Here is a 10,027-nt window from a genome sequence, read left to right on the forward strand (position 1 = left end):
CCCCCAGCCCCTTGGGCTTGTCCGCCCACAAAGTCCCCGGCAGCAACGACGCCGAGTCGTCCGCCATCAGGAAGGTGCCCACCTCCCAGCCCCCCGCGGACGCGGGCGGCGGAGCCAGGAAGGACTGCGGGTTGAGCAGCGACTCCTCCGTCTCTCCCTCAGCGCGCCGCTGGGTGAGCTTGAGCAGGGTGTAGCCTCGATTCGCCTCCTCGGAGGTCTCCACCGGGACCTCGGCGGCGGACACCACGTGCACCTCGTACTCCCGCACCGGGTCCTCGAAGGCGCGCGGGTCCCCCAGCGTCTCCCCGGTCAAGCGCTGCCAGGCACCGGGGACCTGGACGAAATACTCCACCGTGGGCGGCTCGCTCGAGGTGATGATCCGCTTCCCCATCTGCCGCGCCACCGGCACCACCACTGGCCGGGCCAGCACCGCCTGCGCCAGGGCCAGCTCGCCGATGCTCCGGTCCAACCCCACCTTCTTCCCGTCCACGGAGGTGACGCGCCGGTAGTAGCGCCGCTGTCCGTCCGACACGGTGACGATGTCCCCCGCGAGCAGGCCCCGCGGCTCCACCGCCAGCCGCAGCATCAACCCCACCGCGCCGCCCGTCCGCAGCGGCCCCTGGACCGGCAACCGCTCCTTGGGGCGGACATGCACGCGCGTGCGCCCGAGGGTGAAGACGTTGCTCGGGAGCGTGGGGGTCACCCGCAAGGTCGTGGTCCCCGCCTCCTGGAGGACGCTGTCCACCACGAAGGCCACGCACCGCCCATCCACCTCGCTCTCGAGGACGACGGGCTCCCCCGCGTTGATGCCGGAGAGGCTCCCCTCCAACACCAGCTTCTTCGTGGAGTGTCCCAGCGCGTCCGGACTCACCCCATGCCCCGCGGGCCGGAGCAGGTTGAGCTCCGCGTCCACGTCCAGGTCGTCGAGCGACTCGAACGTGACGGGCGCGCCCCCGTCCGGCGGCGAGTGTCGCACCGCGAAGCCTCGCCCCAGCCGTCCCCGCGTCCCCGCCTTCGCGTGCACCACCAGCGGAGTGAAGGCCGACGCGGGAGGCGACGGGTGGTAGTCGATCATCTCCACCAGCCGGCGCAGGCTCTCCCACTGGGTCGCCGTCCCCAGGTAGCCCTCGTTGGCATAGGCGTCCACGTGCTCGGTGAGGACGTGCGTCGCACGCGCCAGGGCGCGGGCAATCTCCCAACCCCAGTCCGGCACGGAGGCACGCGGGGCCTCGTACTGGGCCAGCAGCCGCGCCTGCCGCTCGGACTCGCTCTCCGAAACCGGGGCCTGCATCCCGGGCCAGCGGACGGACGCCTCCGGCCGGTTGAAGCGCTCGTCCAATCGCGCGCGGAGCTCCTCGAGCAGCGTGGCCGCGTTGGCGTCCACGTAGCGGATGCGCCGCAACCCCGCCCGGTTCCACCGGGTGATGTCCGATGACTTGCTCACCCTCGCCTCCCGCCCCGCAGGTTCAACGTGTACGAGCCCCGCTCCGGATGGGCCGGGTCGTTGTCACACGTGGCCAGCTCGATGCCTTGGAGCAGGATGCGGCCGGTGGCCACCTGGTCCAGGTAGCGCGCGCCGAAACGCTTGAGCTGATCCAACTGCACCGTCTCCACGCCCTCCAGCGCGGTGAGCGTCTGGATGAGGTCGCTGGCGTTGACGTCCTCTCCGAAGCGCAGCCGGCCCGGCTCGAAGAACCCTCCCGGGCCGCGCCCGAGGGCCTGCTCCACCGCGGCGCGGACCTCGGACTGGAAGTAGTCCGGCCCCACCTGGAGGGTGAACGCCAGCTGGATGCCCACCGGCACCGCGTCCTGGAGCTGCACCTCCTGGCCAATCATCCGGTACGTCTCCACGTAGCCGCCCAGCAACGTGCGCAGGGAGGTGTCCGGCCAGTGCGGCGCATCCAGCCCCCGCTCGATGTGGAAGCGCTCCACGCGCTTGCGCAGGTCCGCGGGCGTGGTGGCCGCCGCGCTCGTGCCCTCCACGGCATCCAGCACCCGGTCATTCCCCCCGATGATGGCCACCCGCACGACGGTCCACGAGCCGCCCCACTCCAGCGAGGCCTGCGCGTGGCGGACCAGCGGGTGCTCCTCCAACATCCCGCCGTAGTCCTCCACCGTCACCATGCGCCGCTGGACGTGCAGCTCGCGAGGCCCCGCGCGCCGCGCCGCCTCCATCAGGAAGGGGTTCGCCGCCCAGGCCTGCTCCAGCTCCGCCCTCGCCCCCTCCCCATCCGCCGCCGGGTTGGTGCGGATGTCTCCCGCGGCGAAGGCCATGCGCTCCGCGTCGTAGCCGATGAGCCGCGACAGCCGCCGCACGGACTCCGGCCGGCGCGCGGTCTCCAGGAAGGACTCGGCGGCGACCCGGTCCGCCATGTCCGACAGCTGGTCGAGCACCGCCGACAGCACCTCCACCAGGACGACCTCGATGTCCGCCGCCGTCCAGCGCTGGCGCTCCGGGATGCGCGCCGCCAGCTCCTCCATCATGAAGCGGCGGAAGCCGTCGAAGTCGCGCACCTGCCAGTCGAAGTCGTTGCCCACGTCGGGGAGCGGCCGGGGCAGTCCCCGCACCACGCGGCGGCCACATCCCGGCAGCCCGGGCTCGAAGAGGATTTCAGGGACGGGCGTGTCAGCCACCGACGCCTCCCACCGCGAAGAGCTGCTGCTGGGGAACACCCAGCGTGGTGAGGCGGTAGCGCACGACGAGCTGGAGCTTCTCGTCCTCGCCCGTCACCTCCAGCTCCAGGCTGCCCGGGTCCACCTCTCCGCGCAGCGCGTCCGCCAGCGCCGCCTGCATGCGCCGCCGCGTCACGTCCCACAGCGGCGTGCCGTTGGGTTCGAACACCAGCATCTTCGCCCCACCCCCGAAGTCCGGGCGGAACACCCGCTCCCCGGGCGTGGTGAAGAGGACCTGCTCGATCTGCTCCCGCACGTGCTGGCCGCGCCGGCTGATGGCCGGCCCCTGCGCCTCCACGCGGAACGGGAAGGCCAGGCACGGTGGGTCCCCCAGGCGCTGACGCTGATCGAATGGCTCGCTCATCCCTCGTCCCTTTCCCTCACTTCGTCATCACCGACGTCGACAGCGTGCTCATCTCGCCCTGGGGGATGGGCGGCGACGTGGGGCCCCCCGGCGCCGACGAGGTGTGCACGTGCGTGGCGAACAGGGTGAGGAAGCTCTGCCCCTTGATGACGGGCTCCCCGCCACTGCCGCCCAAAAGCACCTGCGTCCCCTCCACCACCACCTGCTGGCCCTTCACCTTCACCCCCGAGGACGCGGTCTCGATGGTGTTGCCGTGCGAGTCCTCCACCCGCACGCCGCTGGAGGACAGGACGAGCGAGTTGCCGTGGCTGTCCTCGACGCGCAGCTCCTCGCCCTCCGCGTCCAGCACCACCGTGGCGCCCTTGGCGTCCGTCAGCGCCACCGTCCCCTTCGGGTCGATGCTCAGCTGCGCCCCCTTCGGGTGCTGGAGCAGCACCGCCTCCTCGTCCTTCGCGTCGTCGAACCGCAACACGTGGCCCGCGGGCGTGCGGAGCAGGCGCGTGGTGGGAGGCGTCTTCGCCGCGTCCTCCGGCACGTCCTCCTTCTTCTGCCAGAACGTCCCCGTCCAGATGGGCCTGCGCAGGTCCCCCTCCTCGAACTCCACCCACACCTGGGCCTCCACCTCCGGAATGGCGAACCAGCCATGTCCCGCGGCGCCACCGAAGGGCACGCAGGGCAGCGCCCAGGGCGAGGACTCGGAGCCCAGCACCGACGGCACCCTCAACTTGAGGCGCCCCAATCCGTCCGGGTCCTGGTTGTCCGCGACGAAGCCCCGGTACTTGCCGAAGTACTTGTCGCGCGTATGCCGGATGAGCTCCGTGAGCAGCTCTGGCGTCACAGGAGACCTCCCAGCACGTTGAGCGCCCCGCCCCCGAGGTTGTCCCCATAGGCATTGCGCAACAGGCGCAGCCCCTGCCGGTAACCGTCGTGTGAGAAGACATGCGTGACGGCGTCCACGTAGTAGATGCCGCCCAGCCACTCACCGACGCCGTCCACGCCCACGGGCTGGCCCACCTTGAGGACATGACCGTAGGCCGTGCCGTCCAGCTCCCCTTCCGCGCGCACGCGCAGGGAGAAGTCGTTCACCTTGCGCCGGGCCCGGGCGAGCAGCTCCTCCTCGTCCACGGCCCCCTCGCGGGTGAGCAGCCACGTGAAGTCGCGCCCCTCCTGGCCACCGTGCGCCTGCTGGGTACCGAGCAGCGGGAGGTCCGGCGTCACCTCCTGCCGGCGTGGCTCCGCGCCCGACAAGGGGGCCAGGTCCACCGCCACCGTGTTCGGGCGATGCCCGTCCGTGGTGACGCTCAACGCGCGGCAGTGCGTGTCCAGGCCCGCGTAGACGCGGATGGTCGGTTGGGGCTCGGCGTCCAGCCGCATGGGGCCGAAGTAGATGACGCCCCCTCGGACCAGCAGCTCGTACCCGTTGGCCTCGGCCCGGGCACGCAGGAACCGGATGTCGGTGGAGTCCTGCGGCACCACCAATCCGCTCAGGCCGGCGCCGCTGGTGGGGTCCACCACCAGGCCGTGGCGCGCGGCGATCTCCGCCAGCAGCACGCCGTCCGACGTCGGGACCTCCGCGCCCCACACGCGCCGCACGTGCTCGCGGTCCATCGCCAGCGATTCGTCCTGGCAGGACACCGTGACGCGGGCGGTGCCCATGTCCTCGGGATAGTCCGCGCGCACCTCGCGCACGAAGCCCCGCAGCACCTCCTCGGTGTGCTGACCGAAGCGGGCCTCGATGAGGATGGGCTCCCAGGGGGCCAGGACCTCCGCGTCCTGCACCGTCCAGCGCCCGCTCTCGTCGCGGCGCGTGTCGAAGACGAGCGTCGCCACGCCGACCCGGTCGCGGCTCACCTCCACCCTGGCTTCGCGGAGGAACGGATAGAGCGAGGTGATGGGACGGCCTCGCACCTCGATGGCGCACTCGACGGGTTCCCGGAAGCGCTCGCTGAACAGGTCGGCCAGCATGGCGCTATTCCGTGGCCCGGGGGATGACGATGACCTGGCCCACGAAGCTGTCGAGCGTCAGGTCGCCGCCGAAGAGGAAGCCCGGGTTGGCGTCCAGGATGCGCCACCACAACCTCGCGTCGTTGTAGTAGTGGCGCGCCAGCAGATCCAAGCGCTCACCGGAGCGGACCACGTGCTCCAACACGCCGGTGGCCGGGCCGATGGCGCGAGGCCTCACGCCGCGGAACACCTCCCCCAACACCGGGTCCTCGTCGAAGGCACGGCCCTTCGCATACCGCGAGTCACGCGGGAACATCACAGCACCCCCTTGAGCAGGTCCGCGGTGAGCCGGCCGCTGTTGACCGCCGCGCCCACGAGCTGACGGGCCTTCTCCCGCAGGTAGAACGGGTTGTTGCCCTCGATGACCTGCAACGTGAGCGACACCGTCGCCCGGTAGGCCACCAGCGAGGGCAGGAAGTTCGTCTCCTCCACCCGGACGGACGTCAGGAACACGGGCAGCACCTGGCCACCCCAGACGAACAGCAGCACCGACGCGAACTGCTCGCGCTGGAAGGCCCGCTCCGACCCGAGCCCCAGGCTGGCCAGCAGTTGAAGCCCTCCCGGCCCCTGCGACTTCGGCTCGACCAGCGTGCGCAGCGTGTCCAGCTCCGGCTGGATGCCCAGCGTGGCGGCCACCGCGTCGCCTTCGTGCATGCGGTCGGTGGCGTCCAGGAGGATCTCCAGCGTGAACGACTCCGGCTCGACCGACACGCCCTGCGCCACGCGGGGCGTCTCCGTGGGCAGCGCGAAGTCGTAGGCCCCGCGCAACCCTGGCGTCCCCGGCGTGCGCAAGGTGAGCGTGCGCGTGCGCGAGAGCGTGCGCGGATTGAAGTCGAACACCAGCGCCAGGGGAGGCACGGACAGGCCGTACTCCACCAGCGCGCCCCGGCTCACCCTCACCATCCACGGCCTCCTTCCTCTTCGACCCGGCCAGTCTCCACCGCGCCCCTGACATGGGTGACGAGCGCGTGGGCGATGCGCGAGGCCACCTCCCCATCCGGCAGCGACAGGTCCACGTGCAGCGACAGGTGCGCGGAAGGCACGTGGTGCGTCCCTTCATTCACCACGTGCACGCGAGACAGCTCGCGCGCGACGAGCCGGACGAGCGTGTCCGCGCGGCGCTCGAAGCCCGCTGGCAGCCGCAGGTGCAACGCGTCGATGGTCAGCATGGCGCCAGCTCCTTGGGCAGGTGCTTGCGCAAGGGCCCCAGCTCCGAGGCGGACACGTCGCGCCCCTCCTTGCCCAGCTCGCGCCACACCGCGAGCGCGAGCTCCCGCATGCCGATGGGGGTCCCCGCGCCCGCGGCGAGATAGGCCGCGTGCAGCGCTGCGTTGCGGATGCCGCCACCGGACAGGCTCACCGCCGCGCCCAGCACCTCCGGGTCCACCTCCGGCGACAGCGGCGCACGCGGCGGCAGCAGCCCCCGCCACAACCTCGCCTGCGCGCGGGCGTCCGGCCGGGGGAACTCCACCACCACCTGGAAGCGGCGGGCGAACGCCGGGTCCAGGTTGCCCTTGAGGTTGGTGGTGAGGATGCACGGCCCCGTGTGCTGCTCGATTCGCGCCAGCAGGTGGCTCACCTCCTGGTTGGCGTACCGGTCGCGGGCCTCGCGCACCTCGCCACGGCGGCCGAAGAGGCTGTCCGCCTCGTCGAAGAGGAGGATGACGTCGCGCCCGTGGGCCGCGTCGAAGAGCTTGCTGACGTTCTTCTCCGTCTCGCCAATGTACTTGCTGACGAGCGCGCCCAGGTCCACGCGGTGCAGCTCCCAGCCCATCGTCGTGGCGAGCACCGAGGCGGCGAACGTCTTCCCCGTCCCGGACGGGCCGGAGAACAACGCCACGGGGCCTCCCATCGCGCGGCCGCCCCATTGCTCCACCACCGTCTCGCGATGCTGGAGCCACAACAGGAACTCCCGCAGGAGCGCCAGCTTCGCCTCCGGCAGCACCAACTCCTCCCAGCGCGCCGTGCCCGGCACCCGCAGCGCGCCCGGGAGCGACAGGGGCGGCTCCGGGGCTCCGAGCAGGCGCGGCGTGAGGCCACGGCTCGGCCGGATGGGCGAGTAGGGGCCTCCCTCGTCGCGCTCCAGCAACCCCAGGCGCCGCAGGGGCGCGTCCTCGGACAACACCGACGACAACCTCGCGCCGTCCGCGGGCTGCAATGCGAGCAGCTCCTGGATGAGCGCCGCCGTGGGGTACACCGGCTGCGCAGCGCCGGGCTGGAGCTGCTGGAAGAGCCAGCCAACTCGAGGCTCCATCTCGGGCGCCACCGCGCAGGCCAGCACGTCATACTCGACGGGAGCGAGCTGGCTCGCGCGGAGCAGGCGCCACGCCGAGCCATCCTCCCGGGCCACCCGCACCCGCGCCTGGGCCTCGCGCAGCCGCTCCAGCACCGCGTCCTCCAACGACGCGCCCTGGCGCAGCCGCGACAGGCACTGCCCCAGCAACTCCACCCGCTCCACCTCCGCCCGCAGGGGTTCCGTGCTCATGCGCCACCTCCATGCAAGGTGACGAAGACGGGGTTGCCCCGCGCCTCGAGCTCCACGCCCTCCGGCCCGTCCGCGGCGCGCCGGTAGCGGCGCACGGCGTAGAGCACGGCCTGTCCCGCATGGTCCGAGAAGGGCAGCGGCACCGGCACACGCGACGTGGCGGGCGGCTGCTCCGGGTCCACCTCCAGCACGGCCGGCGTCATGTCGACCGCCGTGTCCACCGTGCGCCACCCCAGGGTCTGGTCCCAGACGTCCCACCGGAAGTGCACGCTCGCCCCGGCCGCTCCGGCCACCACGACCTCTGGCGTGAAGCCCGCCAGCTCCGGGCTGCCCACCTCGAACACCAGGCTCTGCGTGCAGGTCCCCGCGCGCACGAAGCCAACCTGCGGCGCCCAGTCCTCCAACCGCGGGTCCACCCTCAACCGCGCCAGGGGCGGCGTCCAGGCTGGCACCGCCGGCACCGGCCCGCGTGGTGTCCCCGGCTGCACGTGGGCCCCCACGGACACCACGCGAGGCGCCTCGCGCGTGCGCGTGCGCGGCACCACCGGAACGAGCGCCACCTCGTAGGCCACGGACGGCCGGTAGGCGACGTCCTTCTGCGTGGACCAGAGGCGGTTGATGTCATCCAGGCTCAGCGGCTGGAAGATGAGCTGCAAGCGGACCACCTCGCCGGAGGCGTCCAGCGCGTCCATGACGGGCTTCTCGTGGAAGAAGCGGATGACCTCGCCCAGCAGGCGCAGGTCGTTCTCCCCCGCGCTCACCGTGTCCTCGGCGGCGGCGAACGCCGTCACCAGGCAGTGCACGCGCAGGAACCAGGTCTGACCGGGCAGCACGTCCGCGCCCATGGGCGGTGGCTCGAAGCGGTGGAAGAACAGGTTGACCCGGTGGTCCGTGTCACCCGTGGCGGGCGCGGCGGCGGCGGGCGTGCCAATGGGCACGCGGACTGTCTGCCCCTGCAGGCGGAAGCTCTCGCGAACGAAGTCCGCCAGCGAGCGGCAGGCCACGGAGACCGAGGATTCAGGCAGGGCCATCTCAGGCGTTCCGGAGGTAGTGACGGTTGAGCAAGTCCGAGCCCTGGCCCGGAATCGCGGAGGAAGACGCGGGCGCGGGCGCCGGCGCGGTGATGACCACGTGCACCTCGCCGATGTGCACACGGGGCTCCTGGAGCTCGCGCCGCGGCGGCAACGCCGGAGCGGCCCCTCGCGCGGCCTCCCCTGGCGGCAACGCCGGAGCGGCCTCCCCTGGCGGCGGAGCCTGTCGCGCGACGTCCCGGGGAACCGCCCGCGCCTCCCGCTCGGCGGCGGGCGCGCCCGGCACCGGGCGCGGGGCACGAGCTGGAGTCTCGGACGCGGTGGACCCGGACGAAGCGGACCCGGGCACGGCCCGCCCCTTAGGCGCTGGGGCTTCTTGTACGAAGGCCCCCGGTGCCGCCGGCCCCGAGGACCGGCCAGGCGCGGCCTCCTGGGACACGGGCATCGATGGCCCCCGGGCCTCCGGAACACGCGGAGGCACGGACGGCACGAAGGCGGGAGGGGTGGCGGACCCCTGTGGCTTTCTCCTGAGCAGGCCTGTCGCAGCCAGAGGCGGAACGGAGGAGCTCTCGGTGTCCTGGGTCGCGCCTTCTTCCAACCCCGCTCCACGAGGAAGCGACGTCAGTCCGGTCACGACTTCAGGCACCTCGAACCCACCCGCCCCACGTGACTTCACCAGGACCGGGTCGGGTAGAACATCAAGGCTGTCGGGGTCCTCGCCGGTCGCCCGGTCCGGTTCCCCACCAGCCTCCACTGGAACTCGGACGGCACCTGCCAGGATGCCGCCCTGCCCCTGAGGGACCACTGCGCTAGCCACCTTTCCCAGACCTCGACTTCCGTTTCCGGAGTCAGGCCTGGCCTCCCAGTCATGGTCCGCGGACCGGGGGGCGGGCTCTCCGCCCCACGCCGGTGGTGCTTCCCCGACGACCTCGGACACAGGTGTGTCCTCCCACTCTTCCAGCGGTGCCTCGGGCACCCGGTGCGGGAGCGCATCGGCAAGGATGTCAGCCAGAAACCCCATCGCGGACTCCAAAGTCGTTTCACGTCGTCACACCCGCGCCCCGTTCCACGAGACGCAGGTACCGCCGCCGCCGGTGCCTCGGGAGCGCGAGGATGTCCCGCTCGCTCCAGTGGTACGTCGACGCCAGCGTGTGGACCTCCTCCAGCAACACCTCCGGGTCCATGGACAGGCACCCATACGGATCCACCTCCACCTCCCGCACATCCCCGCATGCGGCACAGGGCGCCTGGACCCGCGTCACCACCGCTGGAGACACCGCCTCCAGTGCCTCGTCGATGCGCTGCACGTCCGCGGCATCCAGCCGCGTCACGTCCCACGTGGAGGCGTCCAACGGCTCCGCGCAGCGCGCCAGCAACGCGTGCGCGTCCATCCACCCTTCCTCCACGACGGCCTCCTGGTCCGCGCCCGCGGGCACGCGGACCCGGACCCGCCCCTGCCCCGTCTCCACC

12 protein-coding genes are annotated in these 10,027 nt (G+C 72.2%); all 12 read right to left on the reverse strand.

Annotated features, from left to right (window positions below; all coding sequences use genetic code 11):
• On the reverse strand, positions 1-1,444 hold a 1,444-nt coding region (locus D7V77_RS37215; RefSeq protein ID WP_199733956.1), incomplete at its 3' end, for a hypothetical protein.
• Positions 1,441-2,634: a hypothetical protein gene (locus tag D7V77_RS37220; RefSeq protein WP_120580997.1), complete on the reverse strand. Its 1,194-nt coding sequence runs from the start codon at positions 2,632-2,634 to the stop codon at positions 1,441-1,443. The genes D7V77_RS37220 and D7V77_RS37215, both read right to left, overlap by 4 nt.
• On the reverse strand, positions 2,627-3,037 hold the full coding sequence (locus D7V77_RS37225; protein WP_014394733.1) for a GPW/gp25 family protein: 411 nt from the start codon (positions 3,035-3,037) through the stop codon (positions 2,627-2,629). Before D7V77_RS37225 ends, D7V77_RS37220 begins: the two co-directional genes overlap by 8 nt.
• Before the next feature lie 16 nt (positions 3,038-3,053).
• The gene (locus D7V77_RS37230) at positions 3,054-3,875 is read right to left on the reverse strand and encodes a phage baseplate assembly protein V (RefSeq protein ID WP_120580998.1); all 822 of its coding nucleotides are present in this window, start codon (positions 3,873-3,875) and stop codon (positions 3,054-3,056) included.
• Entirely contained in the window at positions 3,872-5,002 is a 1,131-nt protein-coding gene (locus tag D7V77_RS37235) for a phage late control D family protein (protein ID WP_120580999.1), read from the reverse strand. The genes D7V77_RS37230 and D7V77_RS37235 overlap by 4 nt, the downstream gene beginning before the upstream one ends.
• A 4-nt stretch (positions 5,003-5,006) precedes the next feature.
• Positions 5,007-5,297, reverse strand: coding sequence for a LysM peptidoglycan-binding domain-containing protein (locus D7V77_RS37240; protein ID WP_120581000.1), 291 nt, complete (start codon positions 5,295-5,297; stop codon positions 5,007-5,009).
• On the reverse strand, positions 5,297-5,944 hold the full coding sequence (locus D7V77_RS37245) for a hypothetical protein (RefSeq protein WP_014394729.1): 648 nt from the start codon (positions 5,942-5,944) through the stop codon (positions 5,297-5,299). Before D7V77_RS37245 ends, D7V77_RS37240 begins: the two co-directional genes overlap by 1 nt.
• Positions 5,938-6,210 (reverse strand): hypothetical protein, encoded by a 273-nt coding sequence (locus D7V77_RS37250; RefSeq protein WP_120581001.1) that lies wholly within the window; start codon positions 6,208-6,210, stop codon positions 5,938-5,940. The genes D7V77_RS37245 and D7V77_RS37250 overlap by 7 nt, the downstream gene beginning before the upstream one ends.
• Positions 6,204-7,526, reverse strand: coding sequence for an ATP-binding protein (locus D7V77_RS37255; RefSeq protein ID WP_120581002.1), 1,323 nt, complete (start codon positions 7,524-7,526; stop codon positions 6,204-6,206). Before D7V77_RS37255 ends, D7V77_RS37250 begins: the two co-directional genes overlap by 7 nt.
• The gene (locus tag D7V77_RS37260) at positions 7,523-8,557 is read right to left on the reverse strand and encodes a DUF4255 domain-containing protein (RefSeq protein ID WP_120581003.1); all 1,035 of its coding nucleotides are present in this window, start codon (positions 8,555-8,557) and stop codon (positions 7,523-7,525) included. The genes D7V77_RS37255 and D7V77_RS37260 overlap by 4 nt, the downstream gene beginning before the upstream one ends.
• 1 nt (position 8,558) lies before the next feature.
• Positions 8,559-8,906 (reverse strand): hypothetical protein, encoded by a 348-nt coding sequence (locus D7V77_RS44010; protein WP_158624562.1) that lies wholly within the window; start codon positions 8,904-8,906, stop codon positions 8,559-8,561.
• 691 nt (positions 8,907-9,597) lie between these two features.
• Positions 9,598-10,027: hypothetical protein (locus D7V77_RS44015; RefSeq protein WP_199733957.1), on the reverse strand; the 430-nt coding region annotated here is incomplete at its 5' end.

Source organism: Corallococcus sp. CA041A (assembly GCF_003612075.1).
GTDB lineage: Bacteria > Myxococcota > Myxococcia > Myxococcales > Myxococcaceae > Corallococcus > Corallococcus exiguus.

Coding starts and splice junctions, on each gene's coding strand:
- D7V77_RS37225 (WP_014394733.1), bottom strand. CDS start 3,037: ATGAGCGAGCCATTCGATCAGCGTCAGCGCCTGGGGGACCCACCGTGC.
- D7V77_RS37235 (WP_120580999.1), bottom strand. CDS start 5,002: ATGCTGGCCGACCTGTTCAGCGAGCGCTTCCGGGAACCCGTCGAGTGC.
- D7V77_RS37240 (WP_120581000.1), bottom strand. CDS start 5,297: ATGTTCCCGCGTGACTCGCGGTATGCGAAGGGCCGTGCCTTCGACGAG.
- D7V77_RS37245 (WP_014394729.1), bottom strand. CDS start 5,944: ATGGTGAGGGTGAGCCGGGGCGCGCTGGTGGAGTACGGCCTGTCCGTG.
- D7V77_RS37250 (WP_120581001.1), bottom strand. CDS start 6,210: ATGCTGACCATCGACGCGTTGCACCTGCGGCTGCCAGCGGGCTTCGAG.
- D7V77_RS37255 (WP_120581002.1), bottom strand. CDS start 7,526: ATGAGCACGGAACCCCTGCGGGCGGAGGTGGAGCGGGTGGAGTTGCTG.
- D7V77_RS37260 (WP_120581003.1), bottom strand. CDS start 8,557: ATGGCCCTGCCTGAATCCTCGGTCTCCGTGGCCTGCCGCTCGCTGGCG.